The 22,421-nt window shown below is 64.0% G+C and carries 20 protein-coding genes, 1 tRNA gene and 1 pseudogene; 8 read left to right on the top strand and 14 right to left on the bottom strand.

The genetic code is table 11. The features are described 5' to 3' along the window. Position 1: 1 nt before the first annotated feature. Positions 2–2,611 (top strand): glycosyl hydrolase 115 family protein, encoded by a 2,610-nt coding sequence (locus tag KTC28_RS16810; protein WP_216709325.1) that lies wholly within the window; start codon positions 2–4, stop codon positions 2,609–2,611. Here KTC28_RS16810 and KTC28_RS16805 read toward each other — a convergent pair. Then, the gene (locus KTC28_RS16805) at positions 2,608–2,784 is read right to left on the bottom strand and encodes a hypothetical protein (protein WP_216709326.1); all 177 of its coding nucleotides are present in this window, start codon (positions 2,782–2,784) and stop codon (positions 2,608–2,610) included. The genes KTC28_RS16810 and KTC28_RS16805 overlap by 4 nt on opposite strands. On the opposite strand from KTC28_RS16805, the gene KTC28_RS16800 reads away from it, so the two are divergent. Then, positions 2,775–3,563, top strand: coding sequence for a DODA-type extradiol aromatic ring-opening family dioxygenase (locus KTC28_RS16800; protein WP_216709327.1), 789 nt, complete (start codon positions 2,775–2,777; stop codon positions 3,561–3,563). The two genes, KTC28_RS16805 and KTC28_RS16800, sit on opposite strands and share 10 nt — an antisense overlap. Before the next feature lie 67 nt (positions 3,564–3,630). Here KTC28_RS16800 and KTC28_RS16795 read toward each other — a convergent pair. Continuing rightward, positions 3,631–3,704: transfer RNA gene (locus tag KTC28_RS16795), tRNA-Gly, on the bottom strand. A 783-nt stretch (positions 3,705–4,487) separates the two neighbouring features. Between KTC28_RS16795 and KTC28_RS16790 the strand changes: the two genes are divergently transcribed. After that, positions 4,488–4,688 (top strand): hypothetical protein, encoded by a 201-nt coding sequence (locus tag KTC28_RS16790; protein ID WP_216709328.1) that lies wholly within the window; start codon positions 4,488–4,490, stop codon positions 4,686–4,688. Positions 4,689–5,199: 511 nt separating this feature from the next. On the opposite strand, the gene KTC28_RS16785 is transcribed toward KTC28_RS16790, so the two are convergent. From KTC28_RS16785 to KTC28_RS16775, 3 genes are all read right to left on the bottom strand, one after another. After that, complete coding sequence (locus KTC28_RS16785) at positions 5,200–6,642, bottom strand: mechanosensitive ion channel family protein (protein ID WP_216709329.1); 1,443 nt, start codon at positions 6,640–6,642, stop codon at positions 5,200–5,202. Between the two features lie 444 nt (positions 6,643–7,086). Continuing rightward, entirely contained in the window at positions 7,087–7,305 is a 219-nt protein-coding gene (locus KTC28_RS16780; protein WP_223132260.1) for a hypothetical protein, read from the bottom strand. 52 nt (positions 7,306–7,357) lie between these two features. Then, positions 7,358–8,191, bottom strand: a complete 834-nt coding sequence (locus tag KTC28_RS16775) for an IS5 family transposase (protein ID WP_216711713.1) — start codon at positions 8,189–8,191, stop codon at positions 7,358–7,360. Positions 8,192–8,613: 422 nt separating this feature from the next. On the opposite strand from KTC28_RS16775, the gene KTC28_RS16770 reads away from it, so the two are divergent. Both KTC28_RS16770 and KTC28_RS16765 read left to right on the top strand, forming a co-directional pair. Continuing rightward, the gene (locus KTC28_RS16770) at positions 8,614–9,090 is read left to right on the top strand and encodes a free L-methionine (R)-S-oxide reductase MsrC (protein WP_216709970.1); all 477 of its coding nucleotides are present in this window, start codon (positions 8,614–8,616) and stop codon (positions 9,088–9,090) included. A gap of 106 nt (positions 9,091–9,196) precedes the next feature. After that, positions 9,197–10,657: a coniferyl aldehyde dehydrogenase gene (locus KTC28_RS16765; protein ID WP_216709969.1), complete on the top strand. Its 1,461-nt coding sequence runs from the start codon at positions 9,197–9,199 to the stop codon at positions 10,655–10,657. 84 nt (positions 10,658–10,741) lie between these two features. On the opposite strand, the gene KTC28_RS16760 is transcribed toward KTC28_RS16765, so the two are convergent. After that, complete coding sequence (locus KTC28_RS16760) at positions 10,742–11,719, bottom strand: cytochrome-c peroxidase (protein WP_216709968.1); 978 nt, start codon at positions 11,717–11,719, stop codon at positions 10,742–10,744. 5 nt (positions 11,720–11,724) lie between these two features. Beyond that, positions 11,725–12,249, bottom strand: a complete 525-nt coding sequence (locus KTC28_RS16755) for a homogentisate 1,2-dioxygenase (protein ID WP_216709967.1) — start codon at positions 12,247–12,249, stop codon at positions 11,725–11,727. Between the two features lie 104 nt (positions 12,250–12,353). Here KTC28_RS16755 and KTC28_RS16750 point away from each other — a divergent pair, with 104 nt between their 5' ends. Beyond that, entirely contained in the window at positions 12,354–12,944 is a 591-nt protein-coding gene (locus KTC28_RS16750; protein WP_216709966.1) for a TonB-dependent receptor plug domain-containing protein, read from the top strand. A 232-nt stretch (positions 12,945–13,176) separates the two neighbouring features. Here the strand turns inward: KTC28_RS16750 and KTC28_RS16745 are convergent, their stop codons facing one another. From KTC28_RS16745 to KTC28_RS16735, 3 genes and pseudogenes are all read right to left on the bottom strand, one after another. Continuing rightward, a complete protein-coding gene (locus KTC28_RS16745) occupies positions 13,177–15,075 on the bottom strand; it encodes an AsmA family protein (RefSeq protein WP_216709965.1) in 1,899 nt (632 codons plus the stop codon). A 526-nt stretch (positions 15,076–15,601) separates the two neighbouring features. Next, positions 15,602–15,846 (bottom strand): annotated as a pseudogene (locus KTC28_RS22905) (winged helix-turn-helix domain-containing protein); the annotation flags it as partial. Between the two features lie 63 nt (positions 15,847–15,909). Beyond that, positions 15,910–16,116, bottom strand: a complete 207-nt coding sequence (locus KTC28_RS16735) for a TOBE domain-containing protein (protein ID WP_216709964.1) — start codon at positions 16,114–16,116, stop codon at positions 15,910–15,912. 291 nt (positions 16,117–16,407) lie between these two features. Here KTC28_RS16735 and KTC28_RS16730 point away from each other — a divergent pair, with 291 nt between their 5' ends. Together KTC28_RS16730 and KTC28_RS16725 are read left to right on the top strand one after the other, a co-directional pair. After that, positions 16,408–17,229: a helix-turn-helix transcriptional regulator gene (locus KTC28_RS16730; protein ID WP_216709963.1), complete on the top strand. Its 822-nt coding sequence runs from the start codon at positions 16,408–16,410 to the stop codon at positions 17,227–17,229. Between the two features lie 11 nt (positions 17,230–17,240). Then, on the top strand, positions 17,241–18,263 hold the full coding sequence (locus KTC28_RS16725; protein WP_216709962.1) for a serine hydrolase domain-containing protein: 1,023 nt from the start codon (positions 17,241–17,243) through the stop codon (positions 18,261–18,263). A gap of 71 nt (positions 18,264–18,334) precedes the next feature. Here KTC28_RS16725 and KTC28_RS16720 read toward each other — a convergent pair whose 3' ends face one another. From KTC28_RS16720 to KTC28_RS16705, 4 genes are all read right to left on the bottom strand, one after another. Continuing rightward, on the bottom strand, positions 18,335–18,799 hold the full coding sequence (locus KTC28_RS16720) for a MarR family winged helix-turn-helix transcriptional regulator (RefSeq protein WP_216709961.1): 465 nt from the start codon (positions 18,797–18,799) through the stop codon (positions 18,335–18,337). Positions 18,800–18,853: 54 nt separating this feature from the next. Beyond that, positions 18,854–19,720 carry an ABC transporter substrate-binding protein gene (locus KTC28_RS16715; RefSeq protein ID WP_216709960.1) on the bottom strand — a complete coding sequence of 289 codons (867 nt, stop codon included), beginning with the start codon at positions 19,718–19,720 and terminating at the stop codon, positions 18,854–18,856. A gap of 85 nt (positions 19,721–19,805) precedes the next feature. Further along, positions 19,806–20,972, bottom strand: coding sequence for a glycosyltransferase family 2 protein (locus KTC28_RS16710; protein WP_216709959.1), 1,167 nt, complete (start codon positions 20,970–20,972; stop codon positions 19,806–19,808). Further along, positions 20,969–22,390, bottom strand: a complete 1,422-nt coding sequence (locus KTC28_RS16705; RefSeq protein ID WP_216709958.1) for a glycosyltransferase family 39 protein — start codon at positions 22,388–22,390, stop codon at positions 20,969–20,971. The genes KTC28_RS16710 and KTC28_RS16705 overlap by 4 nt, the downstream gene beginning before the upstream one ends. Between the last annotated feature and the right edge of the window lie 31 nt (positions 22,391–22,421).

Genomic DNA, 22,421 nt, shown 5'->3' with positions numbered 1-22,421 from the left:
AATGGCTGACGACACGCTTGCGGCTCTCTCGCGCCGGACATTGATGGGCAGCGCGGCCTTGGGCGCGGCGCTGGCAGCGTTACCCGCGCACGCCCTGGCGGCGCTCGAACCGCGGACCGGCACCGATCCACGCGCGGGCTTTAAGCTGATCGCCGGCGGCATCCCGGCGACAGTCGTGATCGACGCCGACGCCGACAGCGCGGTGCGCCACGTCGCGACCAACTTCGTCGCCGATCTCGAACGGGTCGGCGGTACGCGCCCGCAGCTGGTCGAGGGCACCGGACGGCTCACGGGCCCGGTCGTGCTGATCGGAGTTATCGGGCAGAGCGTCGCGATCGACCGGCTGGTGGCGGCCGGAAAGATCGATGCCGGCGACATCAAGGGCGAATGGGAGGCGTTCCGCCAGATCGTCGTCGACGACCCGATGCCGGGGGTGGCGCAGGCGCTAGTGATCGTCGGGTCCGACCGCCGCGGCGCCGTGTTCGGCACGTACGACATTTCCGCCCGGATCGGCGTCTCGCCGTGGCACTGGTTCGCCGACGTGCCCGTCCGCCGCCAGCACGACGTGACGATCCCGGCGGACGCCCGCCGCGACCAGCCGAAGGTGCGCTATCGCGGCTTCTTCATCAACGACGAGGACCCCTGCCTCAGCGGCTGGGCGAAGAAGGCCTTCGGCGGCGTCAATTCGGCGATGTACGCCCACGTCTTCGAACTGCTGCTGCGGATGAAGGGCAATTACCTGTGGCCGGCGATGTGGGGGAAGGCGTTCGCCGACGACGACCCGAACAGCCTGATCCTCGCCGACGCGATGGGCGTGGTAATGGGCAATTCGCATCACGAGCCGATGCTCCGCGCGCAGGCCGAATGGCACCGCCACAAAGAAGGCGGCATCACCGGCGGCGCGTGGGATTACAGCAAGAACGCCGCCAATCTGCGCACCTTCTGGCGCGGCGGCATCGAGCGCATGATGTCGAAGGGCGGCGGCAGGCCCTACGACTCGCTCGTCACGGTCGGGATGCGCGGCGACGGCGACGAGGCGATGGCGGAGGGTACCGCGACCGGCCTGCTCGAACGGATCGTCGCCGATCAGCGCCAGATTATCGTCGATGTCACCGGCAAGCCGGCGGAGGCGACCCCGCAGGTCTGGGCGCTCTATAAGGAGGTTCAGGATTATTACGACCACGGCATGAAGGTGCCGGCCGACGTCACCTTAATGTTCTCGGACGATAATTGGGGCCAGATCCGGCGCTTGCCCGACCCCGCCGCACCAGCGCGCAGCGGCGGTTACGGCATCTATTATCACTTCGATTATGTCGGCGTGCCGCGCAATTATAAATGGATCAATACCAACCAGGTCGAGAAGATCTGGCAGCAGATGGACCTCGCCTACCAGCGCGGTGCGCGAACGATCTGGATCGCCAATGTCGGCGATATCAAGCCGATGGAATATCCGCTCGGCTTCTTCCTCGCGCAGGCGTGGAACCCCGAAGCGATGACCCCGGCGGCGTTGGCGGACTACCCGGCGTCATGGGCAGCGGCGACATTCGGGGCCAATCACGCCGCGATCGGCGAGATCATCACCGCGTACAGCCAGTATACCGCGCGCCGGAAACCCGAACTGATCGACCAGGACAGCTTTGCGCTCGGCGGCATCATGCCCGACGGGCTCGATGGCGGCGAATTCGGCGCGATGATCGCCGAGTGGGATGCGCTGGAGGCGAAGGTACAGACGGTCCGCGCCCAACTCCGGCCCGAACAGCTCGATGCCTACTACCAGCTCATCGAATTCCCGGTACTCGCGATGGCGAACCTGTATCGCATGTATTATTGCACCGCTTGGGACCGGATGCTGGGAAAGCCGAACGACCCGCGCGCGAACTACTTCGCCGGGGAGGTCGAGACCGCGTTCAGGCGCGATTCCGAGCTGACCCGCCGCTACCACACGATCAACGGCGGCAAGTGGGACGGCATGATGGCGCAGGTCCACATGAACTATGTCCTCTGGAACGACCCGACGCAGCAGTCCTTGCCGAGCATCGTTCGCGTCGGCGGCGAGTCTGCGGCCGCGGAACGCCATGTCGCGCCTAAATTCGTCGCGGCGCGCGCGAAGTCCGAGGGCGTCGTGACGATCGAGGCACCGGCGTTCACCCGCGCAAACAACGCGAAGGGGCTGCGGTGGACGACGATTCCGCATCTCGGGTCGACTGCCGCTGCCGTGCTCGCCATGCCGCAAGGTGCGCCTTCGACCAGCCCGGCGGACGGGATGAGCCTCGAATATGACGTGACGGTGCGCAAGGGCGGCGCGGCGACGCTGACGCTATACCTGACGCCGACGCTCGATACCGTGGGCCATCGCGGCGTGCGGATCGGTGTCTCGCTCGACGGCGGCCCGGTCGAGGTGCTGACGGCGCAGCTCGAAGCAACCGGCGGCGATCAGGACACCCCGGGCAAAAAGCGCTGGGCCAAGGCGGTCTGCGACAATGTCGTCCAGCTATCGGCGGACATGCACGACGTTGCCGCCGGTCGTCATACGATCAAGGTCTGGCGGATCGACGATAACGTCGTGCTGCAGCGACTGGTGCTCGATACCGACCGTCCGGCAACGGCTTAGGTCCCGCCGTCGGTGTACTTGCGATGATTGCGCTGCGCAGCGATCATCTCGTTTTGCGCAACAGTCTGTCGCTCCGGCCAGCTATTCTCGCTTTCGGGCGGGGCGACTAGATTGTCTCTGACAAGCCCGGCGGCGAAACCGCCGGGCAGGCGGACGCGCAATAATGGCGACACAGCCGAGTTTCTTCATCCCGCACGGCGGCGGACCGTGCTTTTTCATGCCCGATCCGTCGGGCACCTGGACCGGCATGAGCGCTTTCCTGCGCGGCCTGTCCGGCACCCTCGCCGAGCAGCCGACGGCGATCATCGTCGTGTCGGGACATTGGGAAACCGACGGCTTCGCCTTCACCGGCGCCGAGCACCCGAAGCTCATTTACGACTATGGCGGGTTTCCGCCCGAGACGTACCGGCTGCGCTACGATGTACCCGGTGCTCCTGGCCTCGCGCGCCGCGCTGCGGAACTGCTCCGCGATGCCGGCCTCACTGCGAACGTCGATCCGGCGCGCGGCCTCGATCACGGCGTCTTCGTCCCGCTCAAGGTCGCGTTCCCCGATGCCGACATCCCGCTGATCGAGATGTCGGTCGACCGCACTCTCGACCCGGACCTCCACATCGCCGCGGGGAAGGCGCTCGCCCAGCTTCGCGACGACGGCGTGTTGATCCTCGGGTCAGGCATGAGCTTTCACAACATGCGCGGCTACGGCGATCCGCGCGCGACGGCGCCGTCGCAGGCGTTCGACGCGTGGCTGACCGCCGCGGTCGAACAGCCCGGTGCGGCGAGGGCGACGGCGCTGAACGCATGGGCCGATGCTCCCTCGGGCCGCTTCTCGCATCCGCAGGCGGAGCATTTGCTGCCGCTCATGGTCGCCGCCGGGACATCGCCGGCGGCAGGCACGCGCGTCTACAGCGAGCTCGTGCTCAAGACCGCAATCTCCGCCTTCCGCTTCGACTGACAGCCGTGCGCCGAACCCGGCACGAACGTGCCGGGATGAGCTGCAGACTTTAACTCTCTGAGATAATTGGAGCGGGCGAAGGGAATCGAACCCTCGTCGTAAGCTTGGGAAGCTTCTGCTCTACCATTGAGCTACGCCCGCATTTTAAAGGCATGTCGCCTTGAGCACGATCATGTTGCAACGTGTTTTGCAAAATGTTCCGGCCGTTTATACCGTCAATTCGCCGGGTGACAAGGCGATGCCTCGGCGTTTATCCGCTCGATGCCGCCAATCGCTCTCCGATCGAGATGACGACGCGCATACCGTCGCCATATACGCGGCGGATATCTGTCACGCGCGCCGGTGACTATCCCACGCTTCCAGCAATCTCGGCTTCGGTTAGGCCTGCCAGGCAGAGCTTGGTCATGAACGTCCTGGGTAGTCGTGTAGATGTTTATCCAAGCCGATGTTTGCACGTTCCTCGTCGAAACTGCTGCTGAACCCGTCGCCAGACGGCGCCCAGATTGACGTATGCGCTTTCGGGCAGCCGTAGCCGCTCGCACGCAGATGGAGCAGGCGGGGGGCGGGCAACGATCGCGATGTGCGATCGGAGCACCTATTTGCGCCGATCTTTCGAGGCTTTTGATTGCGACGGTAACGCTTGCGCGGCGTGCTACGCATGATTGCCAACGCCTCATGGATCACGCTGATGGTGTTATCGCCGATGGATCGGCGCGCATCAGCAGCTAGCGCGCAAGGCGTTTGTCAGCTGGGTAGCGGGCATAGGCAATCGCTGACGCGCCATCTGGATGGTAATACCTGGACCGATTTCCGATGGAGCGGGCAATTCACAGGTCGAGCGACATGAGACCCTTTGCACCCGCCGCCCGGAGATGGCCGTTCTGCGATTACCGGAAATAAATCCGGATTGGGAAGGAAGTCATCATGGCAGCAGCAAGCCACACGAAGGCCGCCGAGCATCACGAAGCGGCAGCCAAGTCGCACAAGGCGGCCGCAACGAAGCACACGTCGGGCAGCCACGACGAGGCCCATGCTGAGTCGACCAAGGCCCATGGGCATTCGGACGCGGCCCACAAGTCCTCGACCGAAGCTCACGGTAAGAGCGCCGCTACCGCAAAAAAGTAGCACGGTCATTCTTGGAGCGGCGGCGTCACCCGACGCCGCCGCTCTCTTATGCGACGTCGCTGGACGAAACATCCGCGTCAGGTCGGTGTTTCGGACGAGGTGAGGGGTCTCGTCACGCTCAGTAAATAAGCGGTGTCGGCAATGGCCAGCTACGAAGTCACGAAATACACAGCTGTCGTATTGTTCGCGCCCAATCTGCTCAATCGGGCTTTCGTTGGCCCAATTGGCGAGATGCCCGTACGCTGCAAACCGAATATCTTGGCCAAATACGCCAGGCGAGTGTAGTCACGCCGCCATGTCGATCTAAAATTCTTAAGGTATCGACCGGCGCGCAAATTGCTTTCAATACCAAGCGCGAGGACGTGGCCACACCGCAGCGCAGCAACTTGGAATTGGTTGTGCTTTCTATCCGCGATGAGTTGGCAACTCATGAATCCGCCTTAGCCGAGGACCGGCGATACCCGAAATGCAGCCGCCGCAGGCTCGAAGACGTGTCAGCCCGCCTTTGTACCTAGCGCGGCTGACCCCGGCTTATTCCAAGAAACGTGACAATGCGGCTGAGCAGGTTGCCGTGGACGTCGAGCGGCTCACACGTCCGCGCCGCGGTGTCGCGGTCGAGAAGCGCTAGCCCGCGCTCGACCGACCGTTCGAGTGCGGCGCTCAATTCGGGGTTATCGCGGAGGAGACCCTCAAGGACGGACTTCGGCAGTTCGAGTGCGCTCGCCTTGGTCAGCGCTTTCGCCCCAACCGGGCGCGGCTCGCCGCTCATCATGCTGATCTCGCCGAGATACTCGCCCGGTCCGATCTTGCCATAGACGTGCGACGGGCCGGCTGCGGTGTGGCTAGCGATCTCAAAGATTCCCGAATTGACGACGAACAGCGACAACCCGACGCCGCCTTGTTCGAACAGCACCGCGCCGGGTTCAAGTATGTGGTGATGGAGCCCCGCGGCGAGGACGCCGAGCTGGACGTCGTCGAGCGATTCGAAGAGTTCGATGCTCCCGAGCAGGGCTTTATCGGTCGGCCGCGCTCCGTCCTGGATACCGGCGTGGCGGAACAGTCGGCGGGTTTGGCGGAGCAACTCGCTCCGTGCCAATGTCATCGCGCTGGTCGAGGCGACGAAGTAATTGACTCCGAGCATCGTGGTCCGGGTGCCAATATATTTGACGAAGACGCTTGGCGTCGGGGTTTCCAACAGGCTCGGACAGAGCATGATCGCCTGGCGCACCAGCTCGATCAGGTGCTCGGAACGCGCTTGCGACAGCGTCGGAATATCGAGCGAGACGGCGCGGCGTGCGGTCGGAACGCTGCGGTTAATGATCTGGCTGCGCGCGACGATACTGTTGGGGATGATCGCGACATCCTCACCGTCGGTCTGGATGCGGATCGATCGCCAATTCATCTCGACGACGATGCCCTCGGAGTGATCGGCCAGCGTGATCCGGTCGCCGACGTGGAACGGCTGCTCCAGTCCGACCGCCACGCCCGAGAACACGTCGGCCAACGTATTCTGCAAAGCCAGTCCCAATACGATCGCGATGACGCCCGACGTTGCCAGTAGTCCTTTGATCGGTAGGCCCAGAACGGAATTCAGAATTATCAAGATTGCAGTCAGATAGATCGCGCCGGCCAAAAGATCTGAAAACAGCCGAGCGTGCTTCGATCGCGCGTCATGACCGAGACCGAGCGTCGTTAGTATCGCGATCGCACGCGCCGCGACGAGCCACCACACGACCGCGAGTGCGCGCAGAAGTGGAGCGTCGGCGTTTCGCGCCAAGGCGAGGTTGCCCGGCAGAGGGCTCAGACCGCGACTGAGGAGCAGGCCGCCGATGAGTCCCAGCAGCACGACTTCGGTGCCGAGCTTTATGGCGGTCGAGCGGGTGCGCACGACGATGACGCAAATGAGCGTCGCTACGAGCAAAATCGCTGGTGCAAGCGCTAGCCCAAGCGGCATCCCCATCCCCCAGTTTGTTCAAAAAGGTCGGTTGCGGTCGGCTGATCTCAATCGTGTACATCGCGCCGATCAAGCAAGCCACTGGGCATGCGGTCGGACCACGTCAGGAGATGATTGATCGCGGAAGCGATGTCGCTGTTCTGACCCGTGGCATGAAACCAACGAATCGGGCAGAAAACAACGATCGAAGCAGAACTTAAAGCGTGCCGTGAGCAAAGGTCGGCAAAAAGAATTGTAGTCGTTCATACTGCGCGCGAAAGGAATGTTTTCGTGATCCGGAGACTCGATGACGACAAGGTGGTTTGCCAGTACGGTATACGAGTATCGCTTAGCGACCTTGTACCGGTAGGTTCTACCTTTCTTGAAGGCCCCCGTGCACCGGCTGTGCCGTAATGCTTTAACGCACTACTCAATCTTAAGTTGACTGAATTATTGTCTCGAATGCTAGCCGCCCGGCATCACGCTCCTCGCTGCCCGAATCTGTTGCAACTCAATTGCACAAGTGGGAACGAAACCGACGCCTTCAGTGAGCGCCGCAGACATGTGCCATTTCGAAAGTTCCCGATGAGTATTTCGCGCCTCGAATGACGTCGCCGTCTCGACATCTCCTAAATGTGCCGATGCGCGTTGAACATGATAATCGAAGCGGTTCTCAAGCATCATGTTGCCGACCCTTATAATTAGCGGTCGGTTAAGAGCCCGATTCAAAAGTACATCAATGAGTTGAGAGCCTTGCGATTCTGCGTGTGAGCATTCGGATGCTGGCGATGGTTGCCCATGCCGTGGCGCTTTCGATGGATCGCTCCCAGTCTTTGGCGAGACGTCGGCAGCGGCCCAGCCACGCGAAGGTCCGCTCGACAACCCAACGGCGGGGCAAAAGCACAAAGCCCTTGGCGGTATCGGAGCGCTTGATGATTTCGAGGGTCCAGCTGCCATGGCCTTCAAGCGCGGCCTTGAGTTTGTCACCGGCATAGCCACCATCGGCAAACACATGGCGCAGGAACGGGAAACGGAAACGGATGGCTTTGAGGACATCGACAGCGCCGTCGCGGTCCTGAATGTCGGCGGCATGGACCAGGATAAACACCAGAAAGCCGCAGGTATCGGTGATGATATGGCGTTTGCGGCCCTTCACCTTCTTGCCGGCGTCATAGCCGCAAATTCCGCCGCTTTCCGTTGTTTTGACCGATTGGCTGTCGATAACGCCAGCACTGGGTGAGGCCTCGCGGCCGGCCTGTTCGCGTGCTGCCATTACCAGCAAGTGGTTGATTGTCGTCAGCAGCCCACTATCCCGCCAGCTGTAGAAATAGCCGCGCACTGTCGACGTCGCCGGAAAGCATTTGGGCAGCATCCGCCAGGCGCAACCGCTCGACGCAATATACATGATCGCATCCATCACCGCCCGAAGGCAGGTCGTGCGACGACGCCCGCCGCTGCGGGCTGCCGGAAACAGCGGCTCGATCAACGCCCATTCCGCATCCCGTAAATCGCTTGGATAGCGCCCCCCCTTGCGCATATGCTGACGGCGAGCGGTATCAGTCCAAGGCAAGTTCTTCTCCTATCGTCTCGACAACGACGGTGAATCACAACCTACTGGTATCGCTCAACTACTTTTCGTTCAGGCTCTAAGATACGGCGTGCTCGCAGACAAGGTTATTTAAAGGTTAATTGCGAGCCGCCACGCGGGTCGGGATGCCTACGCGACGGTTCTGGCCGTCCGGACGGGCAGCTGGTTTTGCGCCGGGGGGGGCGATACACCCTCCGCTGCTGCGGTGTGGTCAAAATGAGATCGGCGACCTCGTCAGTGGTGGCCAGTTTCGCAGCCGGACGATGGGTGTCCGAAAAAAGACCGGCAAACTGGCCAGTTCGAGATTGTCGAGCCAGCAACGACAACATTAATGAAGTGGCTCGAGCTGAGAGTGATGTGCTAGCAGCCACCGTGCGTTCGAGGAGCCGACCATCTTTCAGTCTATGCCGATCAGCGCCGCGACCAAAACCGAGTTCTACGCCGACCTCGCCGCGCAGTTGCGCGGGCTGCTCGGGGACGAGACGGATCCAGTTGCCAACGCGGCCAATACGGCAGCGCTCATCTTTATGAGCCTGCCCGACCTCAACTGGGCGGGCTTCTACTTCCTGCGCAGCGGTGAACTGGTCGTCGGGCCGTTTCAGGGCAAGCCGGCGTGCGTCCGCATCGCACTCGGCCGCGGGGTGTGCGGAACGGCGGCGGCGGAGCGCCGGACGATCGTCGTCGCCGACGTCCACGCCTTTCCCGGTCACATCGCCTGCGATGCGGCATCGCGGTCCGAGATCGTCGTGCCGCTGATACGCGAAAACGTCCTGATTGGCGTCCTCGACCTCGACAGCCCGCTGCCCGGCCGCTTCGACGACGATGACCGCGCCGGCATCGAGCGGCTGGCAGCGATCTATTGCCGGCAGTCCGCTGGATGAACAAGGCGTGGCTGCTCACCCAAGGCCTTTGCCAGCGTTGACGCGGCGGTCACCTGAGCCGACACAGATGTCATAGCCCGGCGGGCTGATCTGGGGAGGAGCGGCAATGGCGACAGCGATCGACGCATGGGATCAGCGCGATGCGGCGGCAATGCGTATCGCGCTCGACCTCCAGCGCGCGGCGTTTACGCACGAGTTGCCGGTATCCGCCGCGATACGCACCGACCGACTTCGCCGCGCCGAGGCGCTGCTGATCGACAATCAGGATGCGCTGGTCGCGGCAATCTCCGAGGACTTCGGCCACCGGTCGACCGAGATGTCGCTCATGACCGACATCATGTCGTCGGTGAAGCCACTGCGCCACGCGACCAAGCATCTCGCCGCGTGGATGAAACCCGAGAAGCGTAGCCTCGACTTTCCGCTTGGCCTGCTCGGCGCGCGGGCCCGCGTCGAATTTCAGCCAAAGGGCGTCGTCGGCATCATCTCGCCGTGGAATTTCCCGGTCAATCTGACCTTCGGACCGCTTGCCGGTATTTTGGCAGCGGGTAACCGGGCGATGATCAAGCCGTCGGAGTACACGCCGGCGACATCGACATTAATGGCGGCGCTGATCGCTGCCGCTTTCGACCCGGCCGAGGTGACGGTCGTCACCGGCGGCCCGGCGGCGGGCAAGGCCTTCGCCGAACTGCCGTTCGACCATCTCGTCTTCACCGGCGGCACAGCGGTGGGTCGGCATGTCATGGCCGCGGCGGCGGCAAACCTCGTGCCGCTGACGCTCGAGCTCGGCGGCAAATCGCCGACGATCGTCTCGCGCTCGGCCGACGTCGCACGCGCAACCGACCGGATCGCGCTCGGCAAGATGATGAATGCCGGGCAGATCTGCCTCGCGCCCGACTACCTGCTCGTGCCGCGTGAGCACGAGGATGCCGTCGTCGCCGGATTGCAGCGCTCTGTTGCGGCGATGTACCCGACGTTGCTCGCCAACCCCGACTATACCTCGGTTCTCGGCGCCCGCCACCGCGAGCGGCTCGAGGCCCATGTCGCCGACGCCCGCGCCAAGGGTGCTGAGGTCATCGTCGTCAATCCCGGAAACGAGGACTTCGCCGCGCAGAACGGCAACAAGATGCCGCTCCATATCCTGCGTCGGGTCGACGACAGCATGACCGTGATGCAGGAAGAAATCTTCGGTCCGCTGCTGCCGATCGTGCCGTACGACACGATCGACGAGGCGATCGACCGGATCAACCGCCGCGACCGGCCACTCGGCCTTTACTGGTTCGGCGACGATATAGGTGAGCAGCGGCGCGTGCTCGACCGGACGATCTCGGGCGGGGTGACGATCAACGACGTCGTGTTTCACGTCTCGGCTGAGGATCTGCCGTTCGGCGGCGTTGGCCCGGCCGGAATGGGCAGCTACCACGGCCACGACGGCTTCCGCGCGTTCAGCCACGCCAAGGCGATCTACTCGCAGCCGAAGATCGATCTTGCCAAGCTCGCGGGGTTCAAGCCGCCGTACGGCGACAAGACACGTAAGGCTCTTGCGCGCGAGTTGACTCGCCGTCGATAGATCTCCGTCGCGCCGGATTCCTAAATTGCGAGGATCTTCAAAAGCATTCTGCAGTTAGAAATCCTCGCTCCCGCCGGGCATGGGTCACTTGCCGCAAGTGAACTCCGGCAAGGAGAAGCGGGCGTCCATCGTAAAATGTCGATCCGTCAGCGAATTCAAGAATGCTACGATCTGCATCACCTGGGCGTCGCGTAGATCGCTCGTCCGCGGATGCAGACGAACGGCATCGGCGATCGTCTTCGCCGAGCCGTCGTGAAAATAGGGGCCTGTCAGTTCGACGTTGCGTAAGCTGGGCGTCCGGAAGCGCCCCACGTCTTCCGTCCGTCGCGTGATTTCGCCGAGACCCGCGTCCGGCCCCGGCGTCGATCGTATCCGATGAAATTTCTGGTCGGTGAGCAGCGGCCCAGAATGGCATGACCGGCAGTGGCGATCGAACACAGCGCTGCCGGCAACCGCCTCGGACGGCATTGCCGTCCGACCGCCGCGACCATTGGCATCATAAGCGGTGTCGAAGGAGACCAGCGTCCGCTCGAACGCGGCCAGCGCTTTAGCGACATGCTCGAAATCGATCGTCCCATCGCCGGGAAAGGCCTTGGCGAACATCGCTGGATAGCAACTGTCCGTGCTCAATCGACGGGCAATCTCGGCATCCTGGCCCGCCATGCCCATCTCGACCGGTGCCGTCCCGGTGACAGGAATTGCGGCCTGCGCTTCGAGCGATCCGATCCGGGGATCACCCCACGTCAGCGGCCGCAGCCACGCGACGTTCGCGAGCCCCGGCACGTTGCGGCGTCCGGGGTCGCCATGGACGCCCGCATGCGCCGCATTGCCGTCGGCGAACGCGCGATGCTGTTCGTGGCATGTCGCGCACGCCATGGTGCCGTCGACCGAAAGGTCGGCATCATAGAATAGCCGCCGGCCGAGCTCGACCTTTGCTGCCGACATCGGATTGCCCGAAGGCACGCGCGACGGCCGGAGCCCCGCTGGCGATCGCCAGTCCCACGACGGCGCCGCGGCCATCAGGATCAGCGCGGCGATCGCCAGTCCGAGCCGGCGCGCCATCGCTGTCAGGGCAGCTTCGCGACGAGCACCGGGATGCGCGCCTCGCCGTTACCCGCGACCTGCAGGATGTACGATCCCGGCTGCAGCGCGAAATCCACCATCTTGCGGATGCCCGAGCAATTCGGTCCATGGCCGTGCCCGACCGACTCGAGCGACGTCTTGTCCTTGATGAGATCGACCCATGCGCCCGACCCGATGGCGACGCGGTAGGTGCCGGCGGTGGCGATGACGAGACCTGTCATGCCACCATGACTGACCGATCCGCCGGGATGCGACGGACGGACGACGTATTGCACCGCCGGTGTGCCGGCGAGCGCGAGATCGACGGCAACGCCGGGCACGAGATTGGCTTGCCCGACCGATGCCGCATCGTTTGCCGCAGTCATCGGCGTCCTGTTGCTCCAGCCGGCGAGACCCGCTGGGATCGGCTCGGCGTCCCTCGGGCAGACCGGCGTCACCATCGGCATTCCCTGCGCCAAGGCAGGCACCGCGAGACTGGCTAACACAGAAAATACGAGCACCTTCATCATTCACCGATCCATTCCTGTGGCTATATTCATCTATATACAGCCCGTAATATTCCACCATATACAACGCTCGGTTCGCGGGCGACAGCGGTCCGTATGGGGGACACATGCGTCACTATCTAATTGCGACCGTGGCCGCGCTATTGCCCGCAATGGCCTGCGCGCAGACCTTGGTGCCCACTGTCGCGGCGACGCCGGCAGCCGAAGACAGCGCCTTTGGGCTCGGGCAGATCGTAATCACCGGCCATCGCGCCGAGGGCGTATTGATCGGCGGCGACACGATCGGGCAGGAGGCGATCTACAGCTTCAACCGGCTCGGCCTCGACGACGCGGCGAGCCTGATCCCGGGCGTAACCTCTGGCAACAGCGGCGGGTCGCGCAACGAGCGGCTGATCTTTGTGCGCGGCTTCAACCGCTTCCAGGTGCCGCTGACCGTCGACGGCATCCGAGTCTATCTGCCCGCCGACAACCGCCTCGACTACGACCGCTTCCTGACTCCCGACATCGCCGAAATCCAAGTCGCCAAGGGGTATGTCTCGGTGCTCAACGGCCCCGACGGCATGGGCGGCGCGATCAACCTTGTCACCCGCAAGCCGACCAAGGAACTGGAAGGGGGAGGGTCCGGTGGGCCGCAAGATCAGGATCGAGATGGCCGGGCTGCGCTACGGACGCCTCGTTGGGATCGAGTTTTCGCATAGCAGCGGCGGCATGCGCATTGGCTCTTCGCCTGCGACTGCGGCAACGAGACGGTCGCCGACGGGACCGCCGTGCGCGCCGGCACGACAGCCAGCTGCGGCTGCCTCCACCGCGAGATCTCGGCGGCGCGGTTGCTCAAGCACGGCTATCGTGCCGCCAGCAATTACGATGGACCCCAGCGACCAGACTCAACCGGCACTTCGCTTATGTTCTGGGATTGTCCATTTTGGCCGGTCAATTGGGATGACGGTGCGCCCAGTCCTGGCCGAGGGCGGCGACGCGAAGCTTGTTGCACGGAGCATCGGGCGCAACATTGCCGCGGTCGGCGTCGCTGTGCACCTTCAAGCTCTTCAGCACGTCGCCGACGCGACCGAGCAGACTCCGCTTCGGCGCCGAGCGGTCAACCGGCACGACGTCAAAAGTCGCCCTCGCCAGCGTGCCACCGATATGAATCGGCACCGTCGATTGAATGACGTCCGGGTGCTTCGATCGCCCCCGCAACGTCAGCGCCAGCGTCTCGTCGGGTAGGCGCAGCGTGCCTTCGCCGTCGGCGCGCATGACCATAGTGTCGAGAATTAAGTCGCGCGCGGTGAACACGCCATCGCGAGCGACAAAGCGAGCGTCGATACAGCGGATCGGCGTGAGGCGATCGCTGTCACCGCTGATAGCGAGGCCAAGCCCGCGAACGACGTCGCCAGCGGCGAGGGTCGCCACCTTATAGTCTATCCCGCCACCACGGCCCGACAGGTCGAGCGTCCCGCTTCCCCGGCCAAGCGCGGCACGCACGGTGTCGCCGCTACCGTGCAGGCGGATGCGGCCATCGACCGGCACGGTCGCGCGTTGCGGAGAAATGTTAAACAAGTCCTCGATCCGCGCGCCGACCAGGTCGAGGGTCGCTGTCAGCTTCGGACTGCCGCCGCGGTGATCGACGACAATGTCGCCGGTCAGCATGCCGTGGGTCAAGCGCGCCGTCAGCGGCTTCACCACCAGCCGGCGGTGGTCCATCACCAGCGTCGCATCGAGGGCGACAAACGGGCTCGGGCTCTTGCTCAGCAACTTTCCCGCATGGAAACGAATAACGCCGTCGGTCTGACCAAGCTTCTCGAAGTGGATTGCGGTAGCCGGCACGATCCGCTTGCCGATACGTGCCTCCTCGGCCTTGCCACGAGCGAGCTGCTCGTCGGAGGCGAGGTCGTCGAAGTCAAATGCGTTTGCCGTCACCGCGCCGTCGAGCAGGCTCCGGCTCTGCCGCCGCTTGACGCTCAATCGGCCGGCGAGGTCGGACCGCCCGATCGTCCCGGCAAGATCGGTGATCAACCAGTCGTAATCGTTGTGACGAACAGTAGCGGTAAGGGCGAACGCTTGGGTCGCCGGTACGCCAGCCTCGATAATGTCATCGAGATTGATAAGATCGTGCCCGCGTGTCGCAAGCCGCACCGTGAAGTGGCCTGCGTCAAGCGCATGATCCATCGTTCCGCGCCCGACGATGTTCACGAGTGGCGACGCGATTTCGACGGCAAACGGATAGCGCGTCATCGGATCGATCCGCTCGAGCGCGCCGCCGTGTGCGGTCACTCGCAGCGGCTGACCGCGCTGTGTGCCAGCGCCGATGATGGCCAGGCCGTGGCTATCGGAGGCGATGGTCGCGGTGATGTCGACGTGACGCTTGAGATCGTGCAGCCGAACCATAGTGTTAGCGATGCCAAGGTGGCGCAGACGCGGCGGCGTCGCGGGGCGAGGCTCGCCGCCAACGGCTCGGCTCGGCTCGCCGGCCCAATTCGATCGACCGGAGGCATCGCGCACCAGAGCCACTTGCGCTCCGTCGATATCGAGCGACAGTGGAACGAGATGGCCGCGGAAAAGGTCGGCGACGGCGAAGCTGATACGGGCGTCGGCGATTGTCGCCATATCGCCTGGACCCGCCCACGTTGGCTGCGCAATCCGGATGCCTTCGAGGCGGACGATGGGCGAGAGCGAGAAAGTGTTGAGCCGGGCCATGCCGGCGATCGACACCCGCCGGCCAAATGCATTCGATGCCGCCCGTTCGACCGGACTGCGGACCCAGTTCAACGGCAGTACGGCGACGACGACAACTGGAATGAAAACGACAGTAGCGACCGCGGCGGCGGCCAACGCCCAACGACGGCGAGACAAAATGTTCGTGACGTATCCGCTCCTTGAGGCCTAGGCTAATCAACGACTGTCGGCGCGCCGATCGGTTCCGCCCTGTCCGATCGCCGTCACGTTTGAGACAACGCCTGACCGGTCGACCAGCAGCCGCCAACAAGTCGGTTCGATCTTGGCAGTCGTGGACGGGAAACTGGCGCGCTGCGTCGAGAGAGCCGCACCCTGACGTTCGCGGCGCCATCGCCGCGTCCCGAAACCAGGCGCTCATCAAGTCGCAAGTGTGGGTATAGCTCCAGCTGGCCTCATAACGGCGCAAGAGCTGTGGAAACGGTCCGACAGCTGTTGACCTATTTCTGCGCTATTGCTGCCCCCCCTGAGCACGACGATTGCGCGCGAATTGTTGAAACCTGCCGTTCGCACATAGTCGAGCGCGGTCCGCCCGTTGCGATCCCGGGAATGGACGTTTGCACCGCCCCTTATAAGTGTCGTTTGGCATCATCTTGAGTTGCGCGACCCGAGGATGAACGCGCGCGGTCCCTACCAACGCCGCTTCGAGTTCGCGATAGGCCGCCAATACGAGCCTGCCATGATCGGTTACGACAGCCCCGCGCCGCGCCCGCGGGCCGTCGCGTCGACCAGCTTCTTGTCGAAACACCGGTTCATTACGTCGACCTGAAGCCACGTGTAGCAATAGCTTATACCGAGCGCCCGGCCGGCGGCGGAGATCGAGCCGTGCGCCGGTATGGCGTCGAGCAGGTCGGCCTTGCCCGGTCCCATGGCGCGCTCGCTGCCGCAGATCAGCTGCGGTTTGAGCTTCAACGCGCCAACCCGGGGAACCACTTACTTGCCGATCAGGACGTCGCTGGCCTTGACGATCACGGTGACGTCATCGCCTTCGGCGAGGCCGAGGTCGGCGACGGCTTCCTCGGTGATGCTCGAGGTGACGACGTTGCCGCCGCCGATGTCGATCTTGACCGTGGCATTGACCGCGCCCGGTGTCACCGAGACGATCCTGCCCTTGATCTGATTGCGCGCACTGATCTTCATGTTAGTCTCCTTTGGCGCGCCTATATCATCACTTCCTGGCGAGAAGGAGCCGTTGCTGCCGCAGCGACGGCACTATGCTTCTGGCGACGGTATCCGAAACTGCTAGGCGGCTACCGGCCATTTTCGTGTCGACAGGCCGCACCCCTTCGGCCGCAAACCGTGCGTTGGCCTGCGGTCTCGACGGATTTTGTGCGCCTAGTCGACGAAAGCCGCTTTTCGGCTTTAAGAGCGCTTTGCGAGGCGGATCGATCGTAGTTGGTGCAAACGCAGATGGTGCTCAGACGAGCGAGGATGGATTTCTGGGGGAGCGGCCCGAAGGCGCGTGAGGCGGGGGGGTACAGTTTCCATCTGCTGAACGCGAACGCTCCCGAAGAGGAGGTTAGACGGCATAGCCACGACGAGGCGCATTTCGTCCTTGTCCTCGCCGGCGGATACATGTCGTCGGCCGTTGGCGCCCCGCTGGTGTCCGATACGCCGGTGCTGATCTACAATCCGCCCGGCACGACGCATCAGGATCGGTTTCATGGCGGAAGAGGGCGATTTCTCGCCATATCCGGCGGGACAGGCGGCGACGCGGCGGCGCTTTGCATGCGCGAGCCCTATGCCTACCGACTTGCCCACAGCATTGCGCAAGAAATCGACTTAATGACGCCGTTCAGGCTGGAGGCGCGCGCCCTACAGCTTCGCGGTTTCGTCTCTCCGCTATCATCCGATGAGCCGCGCGCTGCCGGACGCCCGCCGGGCTGGCTTAATCGTGCCGTCGAGATGATCTTTACCAGCGACGATCCTGATCTTTCGGTCGCTGCGGTCGCATCCAACGCCGGCGTTCATCCGGTCCATCTCGCCCGCGTGTTCCGACGTTTTCTCGGCTGTTCACCCGGTGATTATCTGCGCGGCCACAGGATGGAACGTGCCGCAGCCATGCTTGGAAAGGGCATTGCCTCGCTTGCTGCAGTGGCGCAATCGACAGGCTATGTCGATCAGGCACATCTGAACCGGACATTTCGATCTCGTCTCGACACGACGCCAGCCCGGTGGCGAAAAATGCGGTATGTTGCGCCGATACAAGACGCGGAGGGTAGTACGCGTCAGGAACCCGCTGCTTCCCTTTAGGAATACAGCCAGTGAGACCTTTCAAATTCGCCAGCGTTGCGATCGGCGCTATCGGGCTGTGCGCGGCTGCCCCCATACCGCAGCACGATCCCGCTATCACTCAGGCGCTTGCAGTCTTCGATCATGACGAACATCTCGATCTGCGCGGGGTCGTTGTGCTCCGCCATGGACGAGCGATCGCGGAGCGCTACTACAATGGCGAAACAGCGACCGACCTCCACGACATTCGCTCCGCCGGAAAGAGCGTTACGTCGCTTCTGGTCGGAATAGCGATCGACCGAGGTAAGATACGTAGCGTGGAGGACACGGTCTCAACCTATTGGCCAGAAGCCGAGGGCAGTGCGATCGGCGACGTTGCCCTGAGGGATGTCCTGACGATGCGGTCCGGCCTCGCCGCTTTCGATGCGGATCCAACATCGCCAGGCAACGAAGACAAACTCGATGCGGCGTCGGATCCACTATTGTTTCTGCGTTCGGTTCCACGGGCCGAGCCGCCGGGGACGCAATATCACTACAACTCTCTCACCGCCTATACTGCCGGCGTCATAGTAGCGAAAGCAACCGGTCGGTCGATGGCTGAATTTGCCCGCACATCGCTGTTCGATCCGCTGGGCATTCATCGGTGGCAATGGGCATCGGATGCTGCCGGTTATACGAAAGGCCAGGGGAACCTGTCTCTCACGCTTCGCGATTTCGCCGCGATCGGCGAGATGGTGCGAGGAGAAGGTCGGTACCGAGGGCACCGGATAATAAGTGCGGGTCGGATACGCGACGCGCTCGCGCCCAAAATCGCGATCTCCGCCAGCGACCCGTATGCCGACGGCTATGGCTATTTCTGGTATTCGAAGGTCCAACAGATCGATGGCAAGCCCGTCGCGGTATCATTCGCGTCGGGTAACGGCGGCAACAAGATTTACGTCATACCGAGCCGCAATATGGTTGTTGCCATCACATCGAGCGCCTACGGCCATGCGTATGGACAGCGGCGTTCAGAATCGATTCTGAGGGCCGTCCTCTCAGCTGACCGACCTTAGCGAGCGCCTGGTTTATATCCGGTCTGGGTAAGCCGATCCCGTGTGCAGGCACCGCCCTTCTAATCGGGTGCTCAGTCGGCGATGATCCGCAGTAGCATGTCGATCAACACGGCCTGCTCGCTGGCTGTAAGCGGTGCGAGCGTTTGCTCGGTCGAACCCGCGAGCCTCGCTTCGACCTTGCTCGTCATCACCTGCCCGGCGGCGGTCGGGTCGACCAGCAGCAGTCGCCGGTTGGCTGGATCGGGGCGCGTTGCGACGAGCCCCGCGGCGACCATCCGCTTGATCAGCGTATGCGTGTTGGCGGATTCCATCCCGATTTGCCGGCCCAGCTCGGCCTGGGTCAGCGCGCCGCTTGCCAACGTAATCAGCGCCGTTGCCTGGACCGGCGACAGGTCGCCGAGGTCGGCGAGCGCCGCCGAGGAATTCTTACGAGCCACGGCATAAGCGCGCCGCAGCAGGTGGCCGACATAGCGCTCGACGCCGATCGCCGTCGCGTCGTTGCCTTTGCCTATCTGCGATCGTCTGGTCGACGCCATGATCGGCCTTCCTTGATCAGGGCATCGCGGCTTGTCCAGTCCCGGGCGGCGGCGTCACCCGGCGCTGAGCGCGGCCGCCGCATAACTTGCCTGCCCGATCTTCGCGTCGTCGAAGATTGCCCGGTCTTCGACCCACTGGTGGGTCTTGTCGTACATCGCCGGCGAATAGGGCTCGAAGACGATCCGTTCACCCGGACCGAAGGCGCCGACGTTGATCCGGTCATGGTAGATCGCGGGCACTTCATTCAAATAGAAATGCGCGTATTGCTGATGATGCAGGTCGATATCGTGTTGGGCACGACGCAGCGCTGCATAGTATTTCTTCACGTCATCCGCATCAACCCCGTCGGGCACCAGGCCGATGATCATGAAGCTGGTGTCGGCGATCTTGCGAAAGCCCAACTGCTCGGCGATGTAGAGCTGGATGCCGAACAAGGTCGACGCGGCAGCTTCGCCGCGGTCGAGCCGGGCGAGCCGCTGGTCGGGCGACCCGGCGAAGTTGAGCTTGATCCGATCGGGCGCCATCGCGGTTTCGAGCGCCTGGATCGTCGCATAGTGGCTGCCCGACTGATACCCGACATCGACGGTCACGCCGGCAAGGTCGTCGAGCGTGCGGATCGCGGAATCGGCGGGGACGAAGATGCCGCACGGCGAGACCGAATAGGCGTCGCCCCACAACCGGCCATGCGCGTTCGACGCGGCCATGTTGACCGTCCAGTGACACGCGCAACTGATGCTCGCGTCGCGGCCCTTTTCATAGGTCTGGTAGGCGCCCGACGGATCGTCCTGCGTCGAGGCATCGAAGCTGGCAAATTCGACCTGGCCGAGCGTGTAGTCGGTCAGGCCGGCGTCGGCGAAATAGCCATTGGCGTCGGCGATCCATTCCTGCAGCCGGCCGTGGGTATGAATGCGAAACGTCATGGGTCGTCTCCTGTCCAGCCAGCTCTCGCGGCTGCTATGCTATGATCATAATGTTATGATCATAGCAAGACAGTATCTCACCTGTTCAAGCGGGGCGGCGGCGCTTTGCGGTGAGCAGCAGCGTCGCGGCATAGGTCCATGTCACCGCGATCACCGCTCCGGCGAGCGCCGCGACCCACCACGTCGAGCCGTCGCGGAACAGCAGCGTGCTGACGAAGATGTTGCCGATCGCGCCGGGTGCGCACACCGCGGCATAGCCGACGAAGCCGCGCAGGAACGCTGCCCCGCGCAAGCGCAAGTCGCGGTAGGTCAGCGTGTTGGCGAGGAGATAGTTGAACGCCATCGCCGCGATCACGCCCGCCGGCAGCGCGACCGCGAACGAGATGCCCGCGTGACGGAACAGGCTCCCGATCACCATCAAATTGATCGCCAGTCCGAAAAGCCCGGCCCCGGCGAACATCAGGAAGCGCACCGGCACATAGCGGCCGAGCATCTTCTCGAGGAGCAGGACAAAAAATTCGTGCGCGACGCGCGGGTCGAGTTTGCTCGTGCCGGCATGGCGCGGGCGGAAGGTATAGGGGATCTCGCGGATCGCCAGCGGTGCGGGGCTCGACGCGACAACGTCCATCAGGATCTTGAAACCGATGTTCGACAGGTGTGGCGCGCTCGCCATGAACGCGTCGTGGCGCACGGCAAAGAAGCCGCTCATCGGGTCGGCGATCGTCGTCCGGAGCGTCGCGTTGGTCACCCGCGTCGCGGTGCGGCTGATCAGCTCGCGGACGCCGGTGAAGCCCGATGCCGCGCCGCCGTCGACGTAGCGGCTGCCGATCGCGAGGTCGCAGCCGCCGCCGCCGTCGTCGCCGGTCACCGCCTCGTACATCTTGGGGAGCAGCACCTCGTCGTGCTGCATGTCGCCGTCGATCACCGCGATTACCGGCGCGGCGGTGGCAAGCACGCCCTCGGTTACCGCCGAGGCGAGGCCGCGCCGTCCGAGCCGCTGGATGACGCGAATACGGCGGTCGTACGCGCCGATCTGGCGGAGCAAAGCGGCGGTGCCGTCGGTCGAATCGTCGTCGACGAAGATCGCTTCCCACGCCAGCCCGTCGAGCGCGCGGTCGAGCCCCGCGACCATCGCCGCGATATTGCCCGCCTCGTTCAACGTCGGCACGATCACCGCGAGCGCGAGCGGTGACCCGAGGTCGGGGGCCGGCCGCGTCGTCTGCCGCTGGGTCGTGAGCGAATGAAGCGTCATCGAGATTTACTCCGGGGAAGCAGCAACGCGGTGTCGTCGGGCGCGGTCGCGACGGGGGCATATTCAGCGTCGATCAGCCGCGGCAGCGGTTGCGGCAGGCGTTCGCCATCGCTCGACAAGAAATCGGGATGTCGGGTCAGGACGATCGCGCCAAAGCCGTGGCTGGCGATCCGGGTCGCGAGCGGGGCGAGCGGCGCGCCGAGCCGGACACGCTGGCCTTCGTTGAAGAAGTCCCACGCAAATGGCTTCCCCGCCCAGAAGCAGGCGGCGAGCAATTCGCATGCGACCGGCCCGGGTGTCGCCGCGATCTGCGTTTCGATTGCCCCCCACGCAGCGGTCCGCGCGCCGAGGGTGTCGAGCGCGATCGTCTGCGCAACCGCATAGAATGGCAGCATGATCGTCACCGGCAGCAACGCCGCCCCGAGCGCGACGCCGGTCCGGCGCGTCTCCGACAGCGCCAGCCCGGCGGCGATCGACAGCGCGATCAACGCCTCGAACTGCGCATTATAGCTGACGCCTTCACCGCCGCGCTGGGCCAGCCCGAACGGCAGCGCGATCGCGACGAACAGCAGGGCGAGCGCGGTGTTGCGCCGCCAGCGGATCAACAGCGCGACGCCGAGCAGCGGCATCATCAGCGCGGTCGACCACGACGACTTGACCACCCGCGTAACGTCATAGACCCGGCCGTGATGGAGAACGCTGTCGACCAGCGCGTCGCCGAACAGGGTGTAAGCGATAGCTGCCGCAATGATCGCGGCACCGGCTCCGCAGGCGCACCAGATCAGCGCCGCGCGCCGGTCGGTCGCCGCCAGCCACAGCGTCGCCGCTGCGGGCAGGGCAAGAAGGTTGTGCTTGATGAACAGCGCCGCGACGACCAGCGCCGCCGCCGCTGCAATCCCCGGAATTCGGAGCGGCCGCAGGCTTGCGAGCAGGGTGGCGACCCCGCCGAGCATCACCGCGTGCGCGAGCCACTGCGGATCGTTGGTCGCTACATACTGGCCAGCGAAGATCACGACATAGGCAACGAGGATCAGCCCCGCCGCTGCTGCCCAGACGGGCCGCCCGCCGAGCTGCCGGACGATCAGCACGACGAGCGCCCCGCTCACGAGCAGTGCAAGCAGCGCGACGATCCGCCCGGCGACGATCGGGTCTCCCGCCAGCTGCCCCGCCACGCCGATCAGATAGAAAGACAGCGGCGGATAATTGTTGCTGATCAGCTCGCCCGCTGCCGGATACAGCGGCCCAAGTACCGGGGCCATCGCCCGCGCCGCGAAGTAACCGTTCCAGCCCTCGTTGTATGTCAGCGGAATGTGCCGCGGAATCGTCAGCACCGGCACGGCTAGGCACGCCGCGAGGACGAGCGCCCCCCCGGTGTGCCACCGCGACCATAATCGACGCTCGGTTCGAGGGGCTGACACGTCGGCTTACGCTTCCCGCGTTGAAATCCCC

It is taken from the genome of Polymorphobacter megasporae, from assembly GCF_018982885.2.
Lineage (GTDB): Bacteria > Pseudomonadota > Alphaproteobacteria > Sphingomonadales > Sphingomonadaceae > Polymorphobacter_B > Polymorphobacter_B megasporae.
The sequence above is the reverse complement of the archived record's forward strand: the minus strand, read 5'-3'. Positions and strand labels throughout refer to the sequence as shown.